Genomic DNA, 21539 nt, shown 5'->3' with positions numbered 1-21539 from the left:
CCGTTAAAAAACGGACTCATTGAGCAAGCACCCATCGATAAGGTAGCAGCTCCATAATCTCACTGGCTCGCTGCGTAGGCAGGCGAGTGAGGACGTCCTTCAAATAATCATACGGATCATGCCCGTTGAGTCGCGCCGACTGGATCAGGCTCATGATCACCGCCGCCCGTTTGCCGCTGCGTAGTGACCCTGCGAAGAGCCAGTTTTTGCGACCCAACGCCCACGGCCGAATTTGGTTCTCGGCCCAATTATTGTCAATGGGTACGGCCCCGTGAACTGGCTGGTGGCGTAGGCCCAGACATAGGCGCGATGGGTCTTCTTCGCGCCTGGGGTGAGCATCTGTACCGGCGTTTCGTCGGCATGGATTATGTTCTGCCCAAGCACCACCTCGCGAAGTGCGTCGACCAGAGGCTGCAACTGCACACCGCTCACGCCAATCCATTGCGCTAGGGTTGAACGTGGGATGGCCAAACCGGCGCGACCAAAAATCGATTCCTGACGGTAAAGGGGCAAATGGTCGGCATACTTCGCGATCATGACGTGGGCCAGCAACCCGGCTGTCGGGATACCCTTATCGATGACCTGTGCCGGCACCGGCGCTTGAATCAGCGTTTCGCAGTCATCACAGACCCACTTGCCACGGACATGGCGTTCGACGGTAAACACGCCCGGCGTGTAGTCCAGTTTTTCGCTGACATCTTCACCGATACGCTTGAGTGCGCAGCCGCAAGGACAATGAGTGTTTTCCGGTTCATGGTGGATCAGCGTGCGTGGGAACTCCGGCGGCAACGCCGAGCGCTTGGGCTTTTGCTTTTTCTCGATTGCAGGCGAAGGTGTTTGCAAGGCCTGAAGCTCTGCTTCAACCTCCGCGATATCGGTATCAATCAAATCGTCCAGCAAGCTGGCCTGTTGCGGATTCATCTGTTCGCTACGCTTGGCAAACTTCAAGCGCTTGAGCTGCGCAATCTCAGTGGTCAGTTTCTCGATAACCGTTTGGTCGCGGTGAATCTTTTTGCCCATTGTCTCGACTGTCTGATCGAGACATTCCACACGCTGCATCAGCTGCGCTGCCAGAGTGCGCATTTGTTCAGGAGTTAAGTGGTCGAGATTGGGCAGAGAAGTCATCCCGCCGATTTTGCCAGAGCGGACGAAAACCGACGACAGGCTGATTGGACAATTGCACGGCAAGGCTGGAGGTGGCAGAGATTACAGGATGGAAATCGCGTAGCCTGGCCCGACTCTTTGCCAAGGCAAACCCAGCACCAGAGCATGCAGTTGCTCAGCGGCCAACTCTATCTGCGAGCCGTGCCGAGAACCGGGCCAGAGAAACCTGCCCTGATGCAGGCGACGGGCCGCTAGCCAGATGCCCAGCCCATCATGCACCAGCACTTTCATGCGATTGGCGCGGCGGTTGGCAAACAGATAAGCACAGTGCGGCTGCGCCGCACCGAACACCGCGACTACCCGCGCAAGCGTGGTTTCGGTGCCGGCGCGCATGTCCATGGGCTCGGTGGCGAGCCAGATGGAGTCGATGCGGATCATCGCAACAGGTCTCGCAGAAAGGTCGCACAGGCCGCCGCGTTTTCAGTCGGCCAGTTTACTTTGACGGTGCCGCGAGGGTGTGGGATTTCGAGGCAAATAGTCGCAGAGTTGATATCTGATCGTGACGTCGGCGACGGTAATGTCAGCGGAATAAAGGCAGGTTGCAGGGCAATAGTTTTTTGCGATTGCAGCCGAATCCACTTATGGACGAGGTTTGCGTTGAGGTTGCGGCCCAGCGCGACGCTGGCAATCGAGGCGCCAGGTTCGGAGCACTCTTGAATGACTCCAGCTTTGAATGATTTGGAGTAGGAACGGCGTTGTGGCTGCATGAAAGACCCGCTTAAAAGGCTAGAAATGGTGTCCACTTAAATTTAAGTGCACACCATCGCCCTTTGGCGTCGGGGTCAGGAAGGTGTGTTCGCCGGACGCATACGATTGATGCGTCGGGAAAACGTGTTGGTTAATGGGCATCAGAAATAACTGTGTGTGTCGACGCGATGGCTGATACCTTCCCCGCGCTCCAAATCGCGTCCAATTGACGCCGATCCCATCAAGGAAGATAAAAACAATGAAAGGCGAATAAAAGCAAACCGCCTACACCCGATCTGACAACGTCCGCTTTCAAAAAACGATTGGATGATTATCCGGGGGTGATTGTCTCTTCGATAATACTTCGCCCAAATGGCGACTTGATTCCAAGAACCTTGCGCGAGAATGGTGTAAAGCTATCGCCGCACTCATGGAGCGTTAAGGATCTGCGCGATTTGAATCAATACATGGGCGGTGTGATTTCACAAAACCGATGAACTTTTAAGTGCCTGGTCCTGGCGCCAACGCTTGACTCTGTCCCTTGGGGCAACCCCTACCCTGCCTTGTCCATTTCAGGTTCCGCCGTCAGCGGATAAGGCAATCGATGAATACACTATCGCTGGTCACAGGTGCCAATGGGCATCTGGGCAACACCCTGGTCCGGGCACTGCTCGCCTGGGGGCAACACGTGCGCGGCGAATGGCTTTGGCAGTGCACCCCGACAACCTGGCCAGTTCACCTATGTACATGTGACGCTCCTCCCTGATCCAGCTACGACCCGCAGTTTACTGGCTGTGGCTGGATGTTGTCCTGGTGCAGGCGGTGTTCATGCAGAATCGGTGAGCGGCACCGCGACAGGCAGAAAACGGCCAGAAGCGTCGACACGATGGCCGATAGGGTCACTAGTTGTCGCCTTCCGTGCAAACAGTTGGCTAAACCGTTGGTACTGTTCCGCCATCGATCACGAACTCACTTCCCGTGATAGATGCCGCACGCTGTGAAGCCAGGAAACAGATCAGGTCAGCAACTTCGGAGGGCGTCGATGGGCGTCCGAGCGGGATACCTCCAAGTGCTTTCATGATTATGTCCTTACCTCCTTGATAGTCAGTACCTGCCTCCTGTGCGAGTCGCTCGGCTAATGCGACCGACGCTTCGGTTTCAACCCAGCCCGGCGAAACCCGCACTACGCGAACGCCTTTGGGCGAAACCTCTTTCGATAAACTTTTGCTGTATGCCGAAAGCGCTGCCTTGGCCGCCGCGTAGGCTGTTGTAGATTCCGGCAGTGGCAGCCGACTCTGGATGGAGGTGACGTGGATGACAACCCCTTCCTTGCGCTCGAGCATTCCCGGGAGCAGAGCGCGATCAAGGCGCACCGCCGGCAATAGGTTCAGGCTGAGCTCTCGTTGCCAGTGCTCCTCGTCCAGCGCGGCAAAACCGCCGCCAGGTGCCGACGAACCACCGAGGACGTGGATCATTATGTCTACGCCGCCTAACCGCTCCTGGATCGCGGCGATCAGCACATCACAACCTTCCCGGGTCGAAAGATCCGCCGCAATCAGAAGAGCGCCCGACAGTTCAACGTCTACCTGCCTGGCCGAAGTAATTACCTTCGCGCCCTCGGCCAGTAGTAACTCGACGACAGCCTTGCCGATGCCTTTGGTGCCACCGGTGACCAGGACCCGCTTGCCAGTCAAACCTGGATTCAGCATGGCGTGATCTCCAGGGAACGGATTCGACGGCCTTCCAGCGTGAAGGCGTGACTCAGTTGAACCGGGCTACCGGGGAAATTCCCGACAAGGTTCGCAATGACCATCAGTCTGCTCTGTCCTTGCAGGGCTTGGATTGGTTTGACCTGATAATTGAAGGCCTTGCGGGCATCCTGTTGCCAGGCTTTGATATCAGCGATTCCTTCGTATGTTTTTCTCTCATCGCATACCGTGGCGTCAGAGCAGAAGCAGCTAGAAAGTTGTGCTGCATCGCCACCATTGCTGACCGCAAAGTACATCTGCACGACGTCGGGAAGCTGGAGGGTCATGTTTTCGTTCTCCTGAATCTGGTTGTATGAAGCGATCTTGGGCGTTTTATTAAACGAGCCTGATGCAATGAGGCCTCAATCTCGGTCGAGCATCAGGAGATCAATCCCAGTTTCGCTGCCTTGAAGGTGGCCGCCGCTCGGGTCGAGCATTCCAGTTTTCGGAAGATACTTTCCACGTGCGTGCGAACGGTGCTCGGGCTTATTTCCAGTAACCTCGCCACTTTCTTGTTGTTGGCGCCATCGCTGATCTCCCTGAGAATGCGACGCTCGCGCCCAGTGAGTAAAAGCCCACCCGGCTGCTGAATCTGCTGCTCGCCCTGCGCAGCCAGCCTCAGCGACGCATTACATGCTTGAGGTGGCGAGAATTCAGCAGCAACCAGATCGCTTCCGCTGACGATGTCAAAGTACGTCTCGACGCTGCTGACAGGCTGAAGGCTCATTCGCTGATCTCCTGGATGGATTCCCTGCAGCGATCTTGCTGCCTGACGGATAGTTTGTTCAACTGGGACAAACCTTTATGACCAATCCCGAAATTCAGGATAATCCATGTCACACGACCGTTTTGGCCTTAGCGAGCTGGACGCAGTTATAGCGGTCGCCCGCAGGGGGTCGTTTCGGCAAGCCGCGATCGATCTCCACATCTCCACCACCGCGTTGAGCAACACCATTGCGCAACTGGAAGCCCGCCTCGAATCGCGGTTGTTCAATCGCACTACCCGTAGCGTGGCCATCACAGAAGCGGGCAGGATATTTCTCGAACAGGTGGGGCCCGCCTTGCAGGATTTGCGTGCCGCACTCGATGCCGTGCGATCGCATAATGCCGGGCCCTCGGGCACGCTGCGCTTCAATGCGTTTGCCAGCGCTGCCCGATCAGCGCTCATGCCCCTGGTGATGGAGTTCTTGCAGCATCATTTGAAAATACACATCGATGTCGTCACCGAAGGTCGTCTGGTGGACATCGTTGCTGACTGCTTCGATTTCGGCGTGCGCTCGGAAAGTCTCGTTCCGAACGACATGATTATGATCCCCCTCGGCCCGCCACAAAGGTACGCCGTGGTCGGTTCGCAGGCGTACTTTGAAAAACACGGCAAACCGCGAACTCCATCCGAGCTGCTCCAGCATCGGTGCATTCGCGTCCGACTACCGAATGGGGGGATTTTCCCGTGGTATTTCGAGCGAGACGCAGAAGTGACGCGTCTCGATGTGAGCGGGCCGCTTACGCTGGATGAACCTAGTCTGGTCAAGGTGGCGGTGCAGGAAGGCATGGGGCTCGGCTTTTTCATGGAACAGGACGTTCACCACGAAATCCGCGCCGGACAGTTCGTGCGGGTTCTCGAAGAATGGACACCGCCCAGAGACAAGCTGTGCCTGTACTACCCGAACCGCCGCAACCCCTCTGCGGCAGCCAAGGCATTCATCGAACTGGCACGCGCCCATCAAGCCGATCAGGACGGGCTCGCATGATTAAGGCGTAACCCGGACGTAGCTCAGGCAATCAATCCCAGTGTCAGCCCCTTCAAGGTGGCGGCTGCCCGGGTGGAGCATTCCAGTTTGCGAAAGATGCTTTCCATGTGCGTACGAACCGTGCTCGGACTGATGTCCAGCAGCTGCGCCACCCGCTTGTTGCTGGCGCCCCGGCTGATCTCCAGCAGGATGCGGCATTCGCGAGTCGTCAGTATCGAAGCCTTCGGTTGACGCATCCGACGCTCGCCACCTGCGGCGGCAATGACTGCTTCGCAAACATCGTTGTCGAACAAACCACTGTCCGCATCGTGTTTGAGTAACCTGGCTGCATCCGCTTCGCCGTGGGCAGGCCGCCAAGGCCTGGCTTCCCTTAACGCGACCCAGGCGACCGACGTGGCGAACAGGCGATATTCGGCACACAGCGCATCACCCGCCACGCCTCGAAAATAGCCACTGCCGTTGAGCCGCTCATAAGCATGGGTTGCAATCTCTGCGGGCACGGCCAGTTCAGTGATAGGTCTGAGGGCCTGTTGCGTCCAGTAAGGGACAAGGCGCACCCGCTCCGAAGCGCCGTATGGCAGCGTCCCTGCGGTATTCCAAAGGTGGTTCGAAACGGCTGCCCGGCCGAGACCGTAGATGAACGCGGATTTACCAATTTCTGTCAAAATGGGTTCACGCAGCCCCCACAGGCGTGCAGCTTCCACGGCGACATGCGCTACCTGTCGCGAATGCCCTGCCAACCAAGGGAGCTTCAAGTCGATTATGTCTCCCACCAGCGTCAGTGAGACGCAACGCTGCTCAGGTGCGTGGTCAACCGTTTTCGAAAGCGTTTCCAAACTCGCCAGCCAGTCCTTTGCGTTCTCCAGAAGCAACGATACCAGCGACGCTGGATAGCGCCGATCCGACTGCTCTCTGATCCAGCGTAGCGCCGCGTCCGGGCCGTGTGCGCGACTGAGAATATCCAGATCGCCTGCCAGCACTACCTGATAGGCGACGTCTGGAATGTGCTCATGGGTCAGACCCAGCGGCCGTCCGGTGCCGTCGTAGGTTTCGAACACGCGACACAAACCCGCCTCGACGGCGGCACCGAGCTGGAGCGTTTTAGCGATTGCTCCTGATACCTCACAGTGCACGACGGCAAGCGGGGTCGCCTGATGCACCGCGTTCATTTGCTCATTGCCCAGCGTCAAGTCGAGCATCGCGCGGCGGCCATCGACGTCATCGCCCAGAAGGTCCGCAAAGCCTTCGGCATTGGCGGTGCAACCGGACCAGCGCAGCAAGGCAACCTGTTCCGCTACCTTCAAGTGCTCACCGTCGCCGTGCCGGGCCTGCGCCAGCATCCGCGCCAGTGCGGCAACGCGCCGGGAATGACCGAGTGGTTGGCCCATGCTGAGATCACCGATCTGGGCGATCGTCGCCAGTGCCCCGTCCAGGGAGATGTCCAGTTGCAACGCACTATCCATGAAAAATGTCCCGGGGTCGGATAATTGACCGATGCCCTCAACGCAGGCCAGTCAGCAGAATTTGAACTCCCGAACAGGAGCTCATCCAATGAAAACATTCAAATCGAAAGTCGCTACCGTCGCCTTCGCACTCGCTGGTACCTTCATCGCAAGCGCCAGCCACGCGCAGGATACAACGCCTTCCGTGGTGATCGTACACGGCGCGTTCGCCGACGGCTCCGACTGGGCCAAAGTGGTGCCACTGCTTCAGGCCAAAGGAGTGGCCGTTACGGTCGTGCAAAACCCGCTCACCTCGCTTGCCGACGATGTTGCCGCTACGCGCCGCGCGTTGAGCAACCAGCAGGGCAAGGTAGTTCTTGTCGGGCATTCTTGGGGCGGTACTGTGATTACCGAGGCCGGTAGCGACCAGAAGGTCAGCGCGCTGGTATATGTCGCCGCCTTCGCGCCAGAGGCGGGGCAAACCAGCGGCGAACAAGGTAAAGGCGCGCCCACGCCCCCTGGCATCAGTCAGATCAAGGCAGACGGCAACGGCTTCCTATACCTGACGCCTGAAGGCATGGCCAAGGATTTCGCCCAGGATCTCCCGGCAGGGCAAACAGCCGTCATGACCGCCACCCAAGGTCCCATCAAGGCATCTGCCTTCGAAGATAAAACGACCGTGTCGTCCTGGAAGGCCAAACCGTCCTGGTATCTGCTCGCCACAGAAGACCGGATGATTCACCCCGACGTCCAGCGCTCTGCCGCCAAGCGTATCGGTGCCACCCTTTCAGAGGTGCACACCAGCCATGTTCCCCAGCAGTCGCAGCCCGCTGAGGTCGCCGCAGTGATTCTCAAGGCAGTGCACAGCGTTGGCGAGCAGTGATCGCTGCATCGATACGGAGCGGGCGCATGAAAAATCTACATGATCAACACTATGACTTCATTGTATGTGGTGCAGGTACGGCGGGCTGCGTGGTCGCTGCCCGTCTTGCCGATCAGAAAAGCGCACGCGTCTTGCTGATTGAGGCTGGCGAAGAGTACACGGGCCCCGAGGTTGCCGAACCGGCGCTATGGCCGATGAATCTCGGTTCAAAGCGCGACTGGGCATTCGAGGGGCAACCCAATCCACACCTCAATGGTCGACGGCTACCCCTAAGCATGGGTAAGGGACTCGGCGGTGGCTCCAGCATCAATGTGATGGTCTGGTCGCGAGGGCACTGCTCCGATTGGGACCATTTCGCTGCCGAGTCCGGCGACCCGGCCTGGGGCTACGACTCGGTACTCAATTACTACCGCCGGATCGAGAACTGGCAAGGCAGCCCTGATGCCACTCGGCGTGGTTCAGGTGGACCGGTGCATGTCGAACAGCCGGCCACACCTCAGCCCCTCGCGTGGGCAACGCTGGAGGCGGCCAGCCGTCTGGGCATCCCCAGATTCGACAGTCCCAATGGGGAAATGATGGAAGGCCCGGGCGGGGTCGCCATTACCGACCTGCGCATTAAGCAGGGCAAGCGCGAATCCGTTTACGACTCCTACATCAGGCCACGGTTGCACTATCCAAACTTGACGGTTCTGACAAGAGCACTGGTGACCCGCGTATTGTTTGTCGGTACACGGGCAATCGGTGTGGAGGTGGTGATCGCAGGCGAACGGCAGTGCTTCCATGCCGCAGCCGAGGTCATCCTGTCCATGGGCGCGGTGCAAACACCCAAAGTGCTCATGCAATCGGGAATCGGCCCGGAAGACGAACTACGAAACCACGGCATTGCACCGATCCATCACCTCCCCGGCGTGGGCGAGAATCTACAGGACCATCTGGCCTTTGGCTGTACGTGGGAGTACATGCAACCCCAGGCAGTCGGTAGCGGCGGGTGCGAAACCACTTTGTACTGGAAAAGCGACAGTCGCCTGGAAGTCCCGGACCTGTTGCAGTGTCAGCTGGCGTTTGCGGTGCCGTCTCCGCCTGAGGTCGCAATTGAGCCGCCACAACATGGCTGGACAATGTTCGCAGGGCTGGCCAGGCCTGCCAGTCGAGGACGCTTGCGCCTGTCGGGCGCCGGGCCGCTGAATGCCCCACTCATTGAGCCGAACTCCCTGAGTGCGCCCGAGGATATGAAAGCGGCGTATGCGTCGATCGAGCTGTGCAGGGCACTCGGTAACAGCGAAGCCTTCAATGGGCTGGTCAAACGCGAAGTTGTGCCCGGGCCGAAAGAACATCGCGCTATGGAGCAGTTCATCCGCGACTCTGCCGTGACTTACTGGCACCAGTGCTGCACCGCTAAAATGGGCCGAGATGCAATGTCAGTGGTCGACCATCAACTGCGTGTGTATGGGATCGATAAGCTGCGCATTGCGGATGCCTCGATCATGCCGCGAATTACCATTGGCAATACGATGGCGCCGTGCGTCGTCATCGGCGAACGAGCAGCAGATCTCATCCTCTCCGCGCACGGAGTAATCGCAGCGGCCACAGTGCCGGACGGTAGTTCGTGAGAATACTGACAAACCCCTGGCTCGCTGGCAGATATTGGCCGATTTCTGCCTGTCGCAAAGGGCAGAAAACGGCCAGAACCGGTCAATCGCTCAAGCCACTTAAAAACCACTGATTGCCAAAGTAAACAGAATCCGAAAATAGCTCACTCGGTCGAAGGGACGGATGCTCTTCTGCCCAAGCGGATTAGTTCATTGGAGAAACACAGGCCGACGATGATCAGTGCCGCTCCCGCGTACAGGCTTTCGCGCGGTACTTCATTGAGCGCCACAAACGCCAGCAGCGCGGCGAACAGTGGCTCGGTGAGCTCCAGCGCTTGCACTTGGGATGGCTTGAGATACTCGATGGCCTTGGTGGTGCAGAAGAAGCCCAGGATTGTCGGCAGCGTGGCCAACGCCAGCAGCGCGGCGATTGCCAGCGGCGACAGCTCGCCTATCGCGAAACCATCGGCCGCAGCCGGCATCAGCAGGTACAGGCTGCCAAAGAACAACAATTGTCGGGTGAAATGCAGCCCGCCCGACACTCCCATACGCTTCATGGCAACCGAAAAGGCTCCATAGCCGGAGCCGGCCATGCAGGCGAGCGCAGCACCTTGCAGGGTAAAGCCCTGCTGCAGGTCGCCGCCGAAGATCACCGAGATCCCGGCGATGGCCAGTGCGGCGCCAACGGTAGCGTTCGCGGTGATGGCATCCTTGAGGACAATGCGCCCAAGGATGATCGAGGAAATAGAGGCACTGGCCATCAGCACCACCACCACACCTGCTGCAGCGTAGTGTCGATAGGCGGCCGTTTCGAAATGGAACAGCACGAAGATGCCAAGGAATGCGCAGATAGCCGCCTGAGTCCATTTGGTCGACGCCGCCGGGCGCTTGAGGAAAAACAGTAAGATCGAGAGAAGCACGCAACCCAGTACGGTCTTGATGACAGCGACACTGCTAGCGGTGAAACCATGACTCATGAGTACTTTGCTGAGTACACCGATCGTTGCGTTCAGTGCCGCAGCGGAGAGTGCAAATATGACGCCTTTGCTGAAAGTAGATTGCATTGATGACGATCCCTGTCGCTGAATTGTCGTTCGATGGAATGGCGGGGCTAACGACTTTGTCACCCCCAAGGTAGAAGTCAGAGGGCCTGGCCCTTGGTTATGCAATACGAGTTGATGAACGTTGCAGTGTGCTGCAACGACTGACGTATATCCGGTTTGGCTATTCCATGCCTGTTGGCAAATTGCTCGACCGCCGCTGTATCAAAACGAGTGGTCTGGATAAAGTCCAAGGCTTCGGGTTTTGTATTCAAAAACCGCGCGACGGGAGGAATACTCAGTAGCCACTTCAGCAATCGGAGTGAAATGTAATGCCTGGGAGACTTTAAGCCCAAAGGTTTTGCCACCTGTACCAGGAGTTCTCGCAAGTTGGGAGTTCGGTCATCAAGCGCCAGTAGTTCCTGGCCCACCATGGCAGGATCAAAAGCACAAACCGCCACCAGCTCAACCAGGTAATCCACGGTGACCAGTGGCAGCCAGTGCTCGGCGGTACCGGGCACTGCAGTCAGCTTTCCCTGCACAAGGTTGCGTATCAGCTCTACCAGCGGCTGACCGTCAAGGATATGCCCCGTGCGGCTGTGGCCACAAACCGTCGCGGGGTGGACAACGGTCATCTCCCCGCCCTTGGCGGACATGACCTCCAGGGTCGCAAAATGCGCCTCCAGCTTACTCCCCTCGTAACCACCGACACGTCGGTAGACGGCAGGCCAATTCGTCAGCTGCGGATAACGAGGATCAATTCCGATGCGTTGCAGATGTTCATGATTTTTCAGCATGTAGCCGCCGATCATCACTAGCCGGCTTTTTTGTTCAGCCGCCAACAGCGCCACGCGCTTTGCCCCTTCCACATTCACAGCACGAGAATGCGCCACTGAAAGCCCCCATGCGAAGTGGGCGCCCAGGTGGAATATGACACTGGCGTGCCTTAGCACTTCTCGGTCAGCAAGACTCAGCCCGAGGTTGTCCCGTTCCAGATCGCCAGCTACGGCAAATACCCGGGTTGCGCACCCGCCCAAATTGTCGACTTGCTCCCGCAGTGCAGCTAGTCGCTCTGGGCGACGCATCAACACCCGAATGGTGTGACCTTTTGCACTCAGGTTCGCCACCAAGTGTTGACCGATGAAGCCGGTACCCCCCGTGACAAAGCACTCCACGCTCATTTCCCTGCTCCTTGTTCAAGGTGAAAAATCAAGCGTAAACTATCGACCCAACTCTATAGTCAAGCGGTGTTTTCATGAAAATCGGCGAACTCGAAGCCCGCAGCGGCGCCAGCCGTCATACGCTGCGTTACTACGAGCAAATCGGCCTGATCTCACCGCTGCGGCAAGCCAACAAATATCGTGTTTACACAGCGCAAACTCTGCAGGATCTGGACTTTATCCAGCGCGCGCAAAGCATGGGGTTTTCCCTGGGGGAAATAGGCGAGATTCTGGATGCGCAGCGCAACAAACTGATCGATTGTGCTGACGGCGCTAAGCTAATTGAAAAGAAGATGGCGGAAATCAAACAGAAAATCGCCAACCTCCAAAGCATTTATCGGTATCTGGATGAAGAGCGTGCAAACCTCGAAGCCAGTGCCGCCAAGCAACTTGAGCTTCAGCAGTTGAACAACTCTTCCAACTGAACTGTCAGCATCGGAAGGCGCTTCTTCGCAAAAGCGGTCCAATCAACCGCCGATGTTCCGCTCATGGTTTAACGGTCACCGCAGCGCCCTCGGTCACCCGAACCAGAGCGCTGAAGCCATCCGTATCCAAAGGGCGGCTAAGAAAGTAGCCTTGGCCCTCATCGCATAGCACAGACCTCAACAATGACAGATGTTCCTGGGTCTCGATCCCCTCGGCGGTCACGGTGAGCGAAAGAGCGTGACCCAGGCCTACGATCGCTTCGATAACGGACCTGTCGTCGTCGGTAGCTCCCAATCGAGACAAAAAGCTTCGGTCAATCTTCAGTCCGTCGAACGGGAACGTGCGCAGGTAGCTTAGTGATGAATACCCTGTGCCAAAGTCATCCATGGCGATGCGGATGCCCAGGCGTTTCAGCGTTCGCATGATCTCCAGAGCACCCTGCGGATCTTCCAACATAACGCTTTCAGTGATCTCAAGCTCCACCCGCCCAGGCTCAACTCCCGACTGGTGCAATGCCCGCTGCACGCGCTCAACCAGACTGCCGCGCTTGAACTCGGTGGGAGAAAGGTTGACAGAAACAAACAGCTGATCAGGCCAGCTGGAGGCGTACCGCAAAGCGGTCTCCAAGACCCAGTTGCTCAAGGCCAGAATCAACCCTGTTTCTTCAGCAATCGGAATGAAAGTATCAGGGGGAATCAAGCCACGTTCCGGGTGCTGCCAGCGCACCAGCGCTTCAGCGCCCACCATTTTGCCGTCCGCAATACGAAATCGCGGCTGGAAGTGCAAGCGCAGCTCACCGTGCTTGATGGCGAACCGCAGATCGCTCTCCAGGCGGCGGCGTTCGACGATCTTCGAGTTCATGTCGCCAGCATAGAATCGCCAGGTATTGCGACCACCCGACTTAGCCTCATACAGCGCGATATCCGCGTAGCGAAGCAACTCGGTGGCTTCGGTGGCATCAGTGGGTGCCATCGCGATACCGATGCTCGCGCTCACGAACACCTCCTGCTCGCCGACCTGAATCGGACGTTCGATCGATTCGATCAGGCGCTGGCACAACGCTTCTACTTCGTCCTGACCTTTGAGATCCGTCAAAATCAGCACGAACTCATCGCCGCCGATACGCGCTACCAGATCCCCATGGCGAACGCGGTTGGCAAGACGGCGAGAGATTTCGCTCAACACCGCATCGCCCGCCGCGTGGCCCAGCAGGTCATTGACCGGCTTGAATCGATCAAGGTCGAGGCTGAGCATAACCAACGGCCGCTCGGCTGTGGGCTGCGTCTTGAGTTTGCCATCGAGAAACTCTCTGAGCCGAGTCCTGTTCGGCAGCCCCGTAAGCGAATCATGTTGGGAGAGAAATTCAATGCGTCGACGCGACTCGACTTCTTCAGTGACATCTGTCGCCGTGCCCCGAAATCCCTTGTCAGCCATCGCTCTGGCGGACAGGCGGGTAATGCGGTGCTGGCCCTTGGTGTCGACATAGCGGCACTGGACGCTTATATCCGGGCGACGATTCGGGATACAAAGCCACTGGGTCACCGTGCCAAGTTCAGTGCACAGCAGTTGATCCATGGGTGCGCCCAGCCAGTCATGCCTGGACAGACCCGAGACACATTCAAATCGCTCGGACAAATAGGTAAATCGCCCCTGCCTGTCAATCTCCCAGATCCAATCGGTACTGGCCTCTGCTACGTCTCGAAAGCGCGCCTCGCTGATGGCCAACGCAGACTGACTGCGCTGCAACGAGTCGTAACTGGCATCGAGCGCCTGAGCACTGGCAGTCGTGCGGCGCAATATCGCCCAGGCCATCAGGCACACCAGCAGTGCAGCAATGCCGATCAAGGGCAAGCCGAGGCCTAGCAGGCGTTCACTCGGTTTTGGCGGCTCCCAGTGCAAGCTCCCGGCAACGCCGTTTTCGCCGAGCGCCAAGACTGAACGCCCCTGAAGTTCGGAGGCCGTAGCGATGCGTAGTTCATCCACCCCGTAGTCTTTGCCCAGTGTTTCCAGCCTGTCGTCTTCGAGGATGTCAACGAAGATCAAAACCGAAGGCGGCTTGTCATCGGGCGTCACCGTCGGATCTGTGCCGGGGGTAATCGCGGCCGCGCCCACCAGCGCGGGTCGACCACCGATATTGATGAAAAGGGTCGTCGGCGTTTCCGCTTCGGCACCCGCCCGGGCTTTAAGCAATATGTCGGGGAGCGCTTGCTTGAGCCAACCGGATGCATCGTTCGACGTCAGTTGTCCATCGACTACGGAATACGCCGTCTGATCGGTGGCGTTGACGACAAATATGCCTTGGAATCCATAGTCGGTATAAAGCGTGGGCCCGATATTCTGCCGTACGTAGGCCCAATCGGTGTCGACCCTCGCGTGCAGATGCTTATAGGCATCGCCCCAGAACGCGTAATCCTTGACCGTGGCGCTTATGGACTTCTCCAGGGCTCGCACGGCTTTCCTGGTATAGAACGCGCTTTCGGTTTCCTCGTTGCGATCCAGGTCGTGCGCCAGGTACAGAATCAAATAACCGGCGAGGAAAAACACCCCCGTCAGCAAGCCAACGAATTTGAACAGTGAAACACGAATGATGCTCACACTTGAGCGACGGTGCGCTAGGCCAAGGACAGAAGGTGGGTGTTCAGGCATGAGGTACATCGCTAGGCATTGAGGCAGAAGGGGTATCAGGCTATCGGCCGCACGGTGACAAGTTTGAGGGGATTGAATGGATCACCCTCAAGTAGGTCAGTTAGACCTGAATGGCAGCTTCGGGTCGCACTCAGCCCCTCACCACGGGCAGAAATCGGCCATGAGCTGACATTAAGCACAGTCAAATGATCTAGCGATAACGCTTCAACCCTTCCTGTACTGATATTTTTTCAATCAGCTGCATCCAGTTCGTCCTCCAGCGGGTAGTACAGGTAGTAGCCACAGCTGCTGAACTGATTACCTTTCTGGAGAGATTTACATGAACGCTAAACGATTCTTGGGGATTGTCAGTACTACGCTTACTGCCACCTGCTTGTTGGTCACAGTGCCGGCTGCCTATGCGCAAACAGATCTGCCCGACAGCATCAAGGTCCCGGACGGTCATAAGGTCGCGCTGGAGACCGTGGGCGTGGGCGAAATCACGTATGAGTGTCGCGACAAGGCAAACTCCGCCGGCCAGACTGAATGGTTTTTTGTCGGGCCTAAAGCGGTGCTGAATGATCGCAGTGGCAAACAGGTGGGTACCTACTTCGGACCACCTGCCACCTGGCAAGCCAAAGACGGCTCTAAAATCACCGGGACACAACTGGCTGTTGCACCCTCAAGTACCGGTGACCTCCCTTATCAGCTGGTCAAGGCCAACCCTGCTGAAGGCAATGGCGCGATGAACGGCGTCAGCTACATCCAGCGGGTGGCCGTTAAAGGTGGCGTAGCGCCCAAGATCGAATGCACCGCCGCAAACAAAGGTAATCGCGAGTTAGTCAAATATCAGGCCGACTATATTTTTTGGGCCGCCAATTAAGCCAACGATCAAAACAGGCTGTCAGCGCACAAACTCGTCTACTCTGCTCCGATGGAACCCCAGCCCATGGCTGGGGTATTGACCACCTGCTGGCGGCTGAAAACCTTGTCCTTACCAGAGCCCTATTTTGACTATGAAGCCTGCCTGATTGCTTGCGCCCGAGGCGAGCGGCAAGCGTTGCGGGACTTGTATCAGCAGGAAAGTGCTCGTCTTCTAGGAGTCGCCAAGCGAATCGCTCGCGATAACGCCTTGGCTGAAGACATCGTGCACGATGTCTTTATCAGGATCTGGACCCGTGCCGCCAGTTTCGATCCGACACGAGGCAGTGCGCGTGGCTGGATTTTCAGCGTCACGCGGCATTTGGCGCTCAATTTCATGCGAGATAACGCCCGGGAGGTTCAAGTTAGCGAGCACAGCGAAATGGCACTGCAAGCTTTAGCGTCCATCGAGACATCGGTAGAGAGTGCAGACCCCTTCGATAGTCGAGCCCGTTCAGGACGGATTTATCTGTGCCTTGAGCAATTGGAACCGGCACGTCGCAACTGCATACTTCATGCGTACGTAGACGGCTACTCGCATTCAGAAATATCACAGAAACTGGGCGCCCCGCTGGGAACCGTCAAAGCCTGGATCAAACGCAGCCTGGTGGCATTGCGGGAGTGCATGGGATGACCTCAAGCCCGGAAGGAGACACCCCCGACACTATTGACGAGCTGGCGAGTGAGTATGTGTTAGGCACGTTGCCGGCCGAGCAACGCATCGAGATACAAAAGCGTCTCGCTGAAGACGCCGATTTGCGAGCTGCTGTAGATGCGTGGGAACAACGATTGTTTGCGTTGACTGAACTGGCTGAACCGCAATCCCCTACTCCGCAGCTCTGGGGGCGAATCGAGCGCAGCCTGAGTAGCAATGAACAGCCAGCACCACGCGTGACGGCTGCCGCGCAGCCAATCTCCTGGTGGAACCTGCTTGCACTATGGCGCGGGCTCGCGGGAGCGGGTCTTGTCGCAACGCTTGTGCTAGCAACAGTCATGCTGACACGAACCGCGCCGGAGAATCCGACCACCTACCTGGTCGTTCTAGTGGCTCCGCAAAACCAGGCACCCGGCTGGGTGATTCAAGCGAGCAACCCGAAGGAAATCCAACTGATACCTTTGGGGGTAGCGCAAGTCCCAACCGACAAGGCACTTGAGTTCTGGACCAAGGCGGACGGCTGGCAAGGACCGGTGTCCCTTGGATTGGTCAAACCCGGGCAGACGCTTTCAGTCCCGCTGGATAAATTACCACCGCTGGAACCCAACCAGCTCTTTGAACTGACTCTCGAGAATCCCAATGGATCGCAGACCGGCAAACCCACAGGACCGGTGCAGTTCATTGGCCGGGCCGTTAAAGTGATCTGACCAGGAGCCTTTGGATGAAAAGGCCGTAGATCCGTTACATTTCTACCTGAGTTCCCAGTTCAATCACTTTGCTCAGCGGCATGTTGAAGTACTTCAGGTTGCTGTTGGCGTTCTTCAGCAGAAACGCGAATAAACTCTCCCTCCAGCGCGCCATACCAAACGCACCTAGTGGGGATCACCGTCTCCCGGATATCAAGTCGCGCGCCGCTGTAGCGGGATTCGCAGAGGAAACGCCAGTGACCGGATAAACCGGAGACATGTATGACCCGCCCCGTCCATTCAACCCTTCGGGACAGGCAACAATCGGCCGATCCTGTTGAAAAAGTCGGCCATGGTTTCCACGGCAGTAAAGTACGCGCTTGAGATTGAAATCTTCATTTAGAGGAGAGGATTCCGGGCTCAGATTTCGCGTAGCTGCGCGAATAAAAGGCATTTTCAGCTATCAGTGCGAGCGCAGTCTGGAAGGACCGACTTTTTCAACAGAATCGGCCAAGAGCAGCCCTTCACTTTAAAGTCTGAAGCGCATGAAAGAAGCCTTTCTTTAACTGGCCTCCACAAATGTGAGAAAGCCACCTTGCGGCCCAGCCGCAAGGTGTGCTCTAGCTGTTTAGTGGCAGTGGTAGTCGTTCGTTTTATGGTTGCGATGGCAACCTTTTGAATCAGTACCGCCACTGTGCGCCAAGACAGCAACGGACGTAATCGAAAGTAAAGCGGCGATCAAAATGGCGGACAGTTTCATCAGGGCTTGCTCCATGCTCATGTTTTTTTATCCGTGAGGTATCTCACGCTTCGCAGCGTATGGCTAATTGCCTTCATTGGGCAAGCGGCATCCCCAACTGTCTTCCCAACATTAGATGAACGGCTGAGCGCCTACTTCCTCCCCTTTTTTTTCGCATCGGCAGATAACGTCAATAAACAGAAAATTCGAAGCATCCACTCCATATGAGCTAGATCAGTTGGCGTCAAAATTGAATCGCTATACTGGACCGTCTTGCATCGACCTAAGGTTCGTCCGATGACTGATTCGCTCAGCGCTCAACTAGACGTGGTCATTATCGGCGGGGGGCAATCAGCCTTGGCTGTAGCGTATTTCCTGCGCCGCACACCTCTTTCGTTCGTCATCCTCGACTCAGAGGAAGAACCCGGTGGTGCCTGGCGACATGGCTGGAACTCGCTGCGTCTATTCTCGCCCGCCACCTGGAGTTCGATACCTGGCTGGATGATGCCACCCACGCAAGATGGCTATCCTTCACGAAATCATGTGATCGAATACCTCAACCAATACGAACAGCGCTACCATTTCCCGGTCGAGCGCCCGGTTCGGGTCACTTCTGTTGAGCGAACGGAATCTGGCCTGCGTGTACGTTCTGAAGACAAGCATTGGGATGCCAAGGTTGTTGTCAGCGCTACAGGCACCTGGAGCAATCCCTACATCCCTCACTACCCCAATGCCGAGCTATTCGCCGGTCGGCAGTTACATTCCGCTAACTATGTCGAAGCACAAGCATTCGCGGGCAAGAAGGTGTTGGTGGTAGGTGGCGGTAATTCAGGGGCACAGATTCTGGCCGAAGTATCAAAGGTCGCTGAGACCACGTGGGTAACCCCCGTTGAACCGATGTTCTTGCCTGACGATGTGGATGGGCGGGTACTGTTCGAGCGTGCAACTGAGCGCTGGAAAGCCCAACTGGAGGGGCGCACCATCGAGCAGCCAGTTGGTGGGCTGGGCGATATCGTCATGGTGCCGCCAGTTGTCGAAGCCCGAGAGCGCAATGTTCTCAAGTCTGTACGACCTTTCGACAGTTTCACTCGCAACGGGGTTATTTGGAGCGATGGTTCCGAATCTGAGGTGGACGCGGTAATTTGGTGCACCGGTTTCAGGTCAGCCCTACAGCATCTTGAATCACTGGGGCTGGTCAACGCCGAGGGCCGCGTTGAGGTCGAAGGCACCCACTCGACCGAAGAGCCAAGGTTGTGGTTGGTTGGTTACGGTGAGTGGACAGGTTCGGCGTCCGCCACACTGATCGGTGTGACACGAACAGCACGAAGCACTGTCAATGAGATCGTAGCCTTTCTCGCCGGTCAGTCCGCCTGAGGCGGACTGCAATCGGCCTTGGTGTATACCGCTGACTGTTGCGGAGAGCCTTGCCTGACATCTTCCGCAGAAGCGTAAAGTTGGACACTGACCACGCAGTCGTTTATGCGCAGAAGCAGGATATCCTTCAGCAGTCCTTGGTTGTTGGCTGGACAGTTGCTGCCCTCTTTCACCGCCAAGGATGCTCGCTTCTCATCGCGGCTAATCAGGCTGCCAAACTCCACCGTGCAATCCCCCCATTGCAGCCTGTCGGCGGAAAGTCGAAGTGACGGTAGCGCTGAAGCATCTGCCTGGTTACTGCGCCACTCTCCTATAAACCATGTCCCCACCGCATCCTGTTTGACGGTTTCATATCGCCTCGGCATGCTTCGGCAGCCCGATAGAAATCGATGCAGCGAGCAGAACGAATGCGCTCGATATCCACAAGCATGCTTCCAGCCCATACACCTGATAAACCCAGCCGGACAGCACCGTGCCTATCAGCCGCCCCATGGCGTTGGACATGTAATAAAACCCCACGTCCAGCGACACGCCGTCTTCCTTGGCGTAAGAGACAATCAGGTAGCTGTGCAGCGACGAATTCACCGCGAACAGCGCGCCAAAGACCATTAATCCGCCGAGCAGCACCATCTGCTGCGACAAACCAGTGTTCAGCCCGAGAGCGATTGCCGCAGGCAAGCCTGCCAGTGCGAGTGCCCACAGAAACGCCGCACGACCATCCGGTACGTGCCCTCGTTTCTTGCCGGTGATGTTGGGCGCGAAGGATTGCACAATGCCGTAGCCAATCACCCAGGCTGCGAGGAATCCGCCAACCTCCCAGAAGTCCCAGCCGAAAACGCTGCTCAGGTAAACCGGCAAGGCCACCACGAACCAAACGTCGCGGGCGCCGAACAGAAACATCCGTGCTGCCGAAAGAATATTGATCGCCCGGCTCTTGGACAGGATGTCGCGAAACTTAGGCTTGGCTTTCGCTTTGCCCAGGTCCTTCTTCAACAGGATCAAGCTGCTGATCCAGATCAGCGCCAAGACACCCGCCATGGCCAGCAAGGCACCTTTGAAGCCGATGAGTGCCAACAAGGCTCCGCCCAGAAAGAAACCCACACCCTTGAGTGCGTTCTTCGAGCCGGTGAGAATCGCCACCCACTTGTAGAGCTTGCCCTGCTGCCCATCAGGAACCAGAAGCTTGATGGAGCTTTTGGCACTCATCTTATTCAGGTCTTTGGCGATCCCCGACAACGCCTGAGCGCCCATCACCCAGGGGATGGTCAGCCAGGCCGAGGGCACTGTCAGCATCAGCAGCGCCGCGACCTGTATGCCCAGCCCGATGTTCATGGTTCGGTTCAGACCCAGCCGAGCACCGAGATAGCCGCCCACAAGATTGGTGATTACGCCAAAGAGTTCGTAGAACAGGAACAACGCCGCGATTTGCAGTGGGCTGTAGCCCAACGCGTGAAAGTGCAGCACCACCAACATGCGCAAAGCGCCGTCGGTGAGGGTGAAGGCCCAGTAGTTGCCCGTCACGAGCAGATACTGCCGCACTTCCGGAGCGAGGGCTGACAACGCTTTCATGATCGCTCCTCAGACTGCCAGGCCGACCATTTTGGCCAGTTCGACGGTACGGTTGGCATAGCCCCATTCGTTGTCGTACCAGGCGTAAAGTTTGACCTGGGTGCCGTTGATGACCATGGTCGAGAGCGCATCAATGATCGATGAACGCGGGTCGGTACGGTAGTCAATGGACACCAATGGACGCTCCTCGAAACCGAGGATGCCTTTCAGCTCTTTCTCGGAAGCGTCCTTGAGGAGCTGATTCACCTCCTCCACAGTGGTGGCTCGCTCGACCTCGAAGACACAATCAGTCAACGAAGCGTTGGCCAGCGGCACGCGTACAGCGTGACCATTCAGGCGTCCGCGCAGCTCCGGGAAGATTTCGGCGATGGCAGTGGCCGAGCCGGTACTGGTTGGGATCAGGCTCATGCCGGAAGCACGCGCACGGCGCAGATCCTTGTGCGGCTGATCGAGAATGCTCTGGGTGTTGGTCAGGTCGTGGATGGTGGTGATCGAACCGTGGCGAATGCCCAGCTTCTCGTGGATCACTTTCACCACTGGCGCCAGACAGTTGGTGGTGCACGAAGCGGCGGTGACGATGCGATGTTCAGCCGGGTTGAACAGCTGATGGTTGACGCCCATGACGATGTTCAATGCGCCTTTTTCCTTCACCGGAGCGCAGACCACCACACGTTTAACGCCCTGATCCAGGTAGGCCTGCAACACCTCCACAGTTTTCATCTTGCCGCTGGCCTCGATCACCAGATCGCAACCCGACCAGTCGGTGTCGCCAATCGCTTTGTTCGCAGTCACCTTGATGCGCTTGCCGCCGATCACTACATGATCGCCCTCTGCGCTGGCTTCGCTGTGCCAACGACCGTGCACAGAGTCGAAGTTGATCAGGTGCGCATGGGTTACTGCATCGCCTGCCGGATCGTTGATCTGCACGAATTCAAACTCCGGCCAGCTCCAGGCGGCTCGCAGCGCGAGGCGACCGATCCGACCAAAACCATTGATGCCAACTTTGATAGTCATGTTGAT

Annotated in this window: 19 protein-coding genes and 4 pseudogenes; 9 read left to right on the top strand and 14 right to left on the bottom strand. The window is 57.4% G+C overall.

Annotated elements, in window-relative coordinates:
• Positions 1–16: 16 nt before the first annotated feature.
• The 3 genes and pseudogenes from tnpC to tnpA all read right to left on the bottom strand — a co-directional run bounded on the left by tnpC (position 17) and on the right by tnpA (position 1871).
• Positions 17–1125, bottom strand: a pseudogene (gene tnpC, locus HGP31_RS10325) (IS66 family transposase).
• A gap of 81 nt (positions 1126–1206) precedes the next feature.
• Entirely contained in the window at positions 1207–1542 is a 336-nt protein-coding gene (gene tnpB, locus HGP31_RS10320) for an IS66 family insertion sequence element accessory protein TnpB (protein ID WP_033038983.1), read from the bottom strand.
• Positions 1539–1871 (bottom strand): IS66-like element accessory protein TnpA, encoded by a 333-nt coding sequence (gene tnpA, locus HGP31_RS10315; RefSeq protein WP_093935838.1) that lies wholly within the window; start codon positions 1869–1871, stop codon positions 1539–1541. Before tnpA ends, tnpB begins: the two co-directional genes overlap by 4 nt.
• A 246-nt stretch (positions 1872–2117) precedes the next feature.
• On the opposite strand from tnpA, the pseudogene HGP31_RS30465 reads away from it, so the two are divergent.
• Positions 2118–2348, top strand: a pseudogene (locus HGP31_RS30465) (cytochrome c); the annotation flags it as partial.
• Positions 2349–2783: 435 nt separating this feature from the next.
• On the opposite strand, the gene HGP31_RS10310 reads toward HGP31_RS30465, so the two are convergent.
• The 3 genes and pseudogenes from HGP31_RS10310 to HGP31_RS10300 form a co-directional block, all read right to left on the bottom strand.
• Positions 2784–3560, bottom strand: a complete 777-nt coding sequence (locus HGP31_RS10310; RefSeq protein ID WP_083348636.1) for an SDR family oxidoreductase — start codon at positions 3558–3560, stop codon at positions 2784–2786.
• Positions 3554–3886 (bottom strand): nuclear transport factor 2-like protein, encoded by a 333-nt coding sequence (locus HGP31_RS10305; protein ID WP_168757631.1) that lies wholly within the window; start codon positions 3884–3886, stop codon positions 3554–3556. Before HGP31_RS10305 ends, HGP31_RS10310 begins: the two co-directional genes overlap by 7 nt.
• Positions 3887–3978: 92 nt before the next feature.
• Positions 3979–4239: pseudogene (locus HGP31_RS10300) on the bottom strand (response regulator transcription factor); the annotation flags it as partial.
• Positions 4240–4432: 193 nt separating this feature from the next.
• On the opposite strand from HGP31_RS10300, the gene HGP31_RS10295 reads away from it, so the two are divergent.
• On the top strand, positions 4433–5350 hold the full coding sequence (locus tag HGP31_RS10295; RefSeq protein ID WP_033038972.1) for a LysR family transcriptional regulator: 918 nt from the start codon (positions 4433–4435) through the stop codon (positions 5348–5350).
• 23 nt (positions 5351–5373) lie between these two features.
• Here HGP31_RS10295 and HGP31_RS10290 read toward each other — a convergent pair whose 3' ends face one another.
• A complete protein-coding gene (locus tag HGP31_RS10290; protein WP_168757630.1) occupies positions 5374–6813 on the bottom strand; it encodes an HD domain-containing phosphohydrolase in 1440 nt (479 codons plus the stop codon).
• A gap of 88 nt (positions 6814–6901) precedes the next feature.
• On the opposite strand from HGP31_RS10290, the gene HGP31_RS10285 reads away from it, so the two are divergent.
• Complete coding sequence (locus HGP31_RS10285; RefSeq protein ID WP_033038968.1) at positions 6902–7675, top strand: alpha/beta fold hydrolase; 774 nt, start codon at positions 6902–6904, stop codon at positions 7673–7675.
• 26 nt (positions 7676–7701) lie between these two features.
• A complete protein-coding gene (locus HGP31_RS10280) occupies positions 7702–9285 on the top strand; it encodes a GMC family oxidoreductase (RefSeq protein ID WP_168757629.1) in 1584 nt (527 codons plus the stop codon).
• Positions 9286–9428: 143 nt separating this feature from the next.
• Here HGP31_RS10280 and HGP31_RS10275 read toward each other — a convergent pair whose 3' ends face one another.
• Together HGP31_RS10275 and HGP31_RS10270 are read right to left on the bottom strand one after the other, a co-directional pair.
• Positions 9429–10328, bottom strand: a complete 900-nt coding sequence (locus HGP31_RS10275) for a DMT family transporter (RefSeq protein WP_168757628.1) — start codon at positions 10326–10328, stop codon at positions 9429–9431.
• A gap of 77 nt (positions 10329–10405) precedes the next feature.
• Entirely contained in the window at positions 10406–11485 is a 1080-nt protein-coding gene (locus HGP31_RS10270; RefSeq protein WP_168757627.1) for an SDR family oxidoreductase, read from the bottom strand.
• Between the two features lie 74 nt (positions 11486–11559).
• On the opposite strand from HGP31_RS10270, the gene HGP31_RS10265 reads away from it, so the two are divergent.
• The gene (locus HGP31_RS10265) at positions 11560–11949 is read left to right on the top strand and encodes a MerR family transcriptional regulator (protein WP_168757626.1); all 390 of its coding nucleotides are present in this window, start codon (positions 11560–11562) and stop codon (positions 11947–11949) included.
• Positions 11950–12010: 61 nt separating this feature from the next.
• Here HGP31_RS10265 and HGP31_RS10260 read toward each other — a convergent pair whose 3' ends face one another.
• Positions 12011–14596, bottom strand: coding sequence for a bifunctional diguanylate cyclase/phosphodiesterase (locus tag HGP31_RS10260; protein WP_168757625.1), 2586 nt, complete (start codon positions 14594–14596; stop codon positions 12011–12013).
• A 319-nt stretch (positions 14597–14915) separates the two neighbouring features.
• Between HGP31_RS10260 and HGP31_RS10255 the strand changes: the two genes are divergently transcribed.
• From HGP31_RS10255 to HGP31_RS10245, 3 genes are all read left to right on the top strand, one after another.
• Complete coding sequence (locus tag HGP31_RS10255) at positions 14916–15458, top strand: DUF3455 domain-containing protein (protein ID WP_168757624.1); 543 nt, start codon at positions 14916–14918, stop codon at positions 15456–15458.
• A gap of 66 nt (positions 15459–15524) precedes the next feature.
• On the top strand, positions 15525–16130 hold the full coding sequence (locus tag HGP31_RS10250; protein ID WP_168757623.1) for a sigma-70 family RNA polymerase sigma factor: 606 nt from the start codon (positions 15525–15527) through the stop codon (positions 16128–16130).
• Positions 16127–16858, top strand: coding sequence for an anti-sigma factor (locus tag HGP31_RS10245; RefSeq protein WP_168757622.1), 732 nt, complete (start codon positions 16127–16129; stop codon positions 16856–16858). The genes HGP31_RS10250 and HGP31_RS10245 overlap by 4 nt, the downstream gene beginning before the upstream one ends.
• 34 nt (positions 16859–16892) lie before the next feature.
• Here HGP31_RS10245 and HGP31_RS30950 read toward each other — a convergent pair.
• Together HGP31_RS30950 and HGP31_RS10240 are read right to left on the bottom strand one after the other, a co-directional pair.
• Positions 16893–17046: pseudogene (locus HGP31_RS30950) on the bottom strand (KUP/HAK/KT family potassium transporter); the annotation flags it as partial.
• Between the two features lie 419 nt (positions 17047–17465).
• Positions 17466–17618 (bottom strand): YHYH domain-containing protein, encoded by a 153-nt coding sequence (locus HGP31_RS10240; protein WP_240963530.1) that lies wholly within the window; start codon positions 17616–17618, stop codon positions 17466–17468.
• Positions 17619–17873: 255 nt separating this feature from the next.
• Here HGP31_RS10240 and HGP31_RS10235 point away from each other — a divergent pair, with 255 nt between their 5' ends.
• Positions 17874–18950 carry an ArsO family NAD(P)H-dependent flavin-containing monooxygenase gene (locus tag HGP31_RS10235; RefSeq protein ID WP_168757621.1) on the top strand — a complete coding sequence of 359 codons (1077 nt, stop codon included), beginning with the start codon at positions 17874–17876 and terminating at the stop codon, positions 18948–18950.
• Positions 18951–19298: 348 nt separating this feature from the next.
• Here HGP31_RS10235 and arsJ read toward each other — a convergent pair whose 3' ends face one another.
• Positions 19299–20519, bottom strand: a complete 1221-nt coding sequence (gene arsJ / locus HGP31_RS10230) for an organoarsenical effux MFS transporter ArsJ (RefSeq protein WP_168757620.1) — start codon at positions 20517–20519, stop codon at positions 19299–19301.
• Positions 20520–20528: 9 nt separating this feature from the next.
• Positions 20529–21533, bottom strand: a complete 1005-nt coding sequence (locus HGP31_RS10225) for an ArsJ-associated glyceraldehyde-3-phosphate dehydrogenase (protein WP_168757619.1) — start codon at positions 21531–21533, stop codon at positions 20529–20531.
• Positions 21534–21539 lie beyond the last annotated feature (6 nt).

Origin of the sequence: Pseudomonas umsongensis, from assembly GCF_012647205.1 — a bacterium.
In the GTDB taxonomy this organism is placed as follows: Bacteria; Pseudomonadota; Gammaproteobacteria; order Pseudomonadales; family Pseudomonadaceae; genus Aquipseudomonas; species Aquipseudomonas umsongensis.
Note: the sequence above shows the minus strand (reverse complement) of the source record. Positions and strands in the feature narration are given on the sequence as shown.